We start from the raw sequence: 553 nt of genomic DNA, 5'->3' as shown, positions 1-553 counted from the left end.
AAGTATATTTAAGTATCTTTATTAAAAATATTATCACAACAGCAATAGCCCTTGAAGCAGTTTTTAATTTACCGCTAAACTTGGCAGCAACAGCAAATCCTCTAAGCCCTAACATACATAGCAGATAACGTTAAAAAAGTTGTTTTTGGAGCAGAATAAAAATATTGATATTACAGCTATTGAAATAAGCGAAGGGGCTTTTCAAGTTATAAAGAAAAATGCTTTAAATATATTGGGAGATGAAAAACTAATAAATATAGTAAATACTGATGCTTTRACTTTTATACCTGAAAATAAATATGATGTAATAGTTTCAAATGCTCCGTATGTGCCTTTAAGAGATAAAGATTCTCTTCAAAAAGATTTGGAGCTTGAGCCTCAAAATGCATTATATTCTGGCTATGATGGGCTTGATTTTTATAAGGCTTTTTTAAGTTTAATAAAAAAATATTTAAAAGATAATGGTGCCTTCTTTTTTGAAATAGGCTATGACCAAGGAGAGGCATTAATTAATATATGCAATTCTCTTAATATAAAAAATGTATTGGTAAAA

General features: G+C 28.1%; 2 pseudogenes. One reads left to right on the top strand and one right to left on the bottom strand.

The window, feature by feature from the left end:
- Nucleotides 1–109 (bottom strand): annotated as a pseudogene (locus GQX97_RS15235) (CDP-diacylglycerol--glycerol-3-phosphate 3-phosphatidyltransferase); the annotation flags it as partial.
- 15 nt (nt 110–124) lie between these two features.
- Between GQX97_RS15235 and GQX97_RS14380 the strand changes: the two are divergent.
- Nucleotides 125–553: pseudogene (locus GQX97_RS14380) on the top strand (Eco57I restriction-modification methylase domain-containing protein); the annotation flags it as partial.

The organism is Brachyspira sp. SAP_772, assembly GCF_009755885.1.
Taxonomy (GTDB): Bacteria; Spirochaetota; Brachyspiria; order Brachyspirales; family Brachyspiraceae; genus Brachyspira.
Note: the sequence above shows the minus strand (reverse complement) of the source record. Positions and strands in the feature narration are given on the sequence as shown.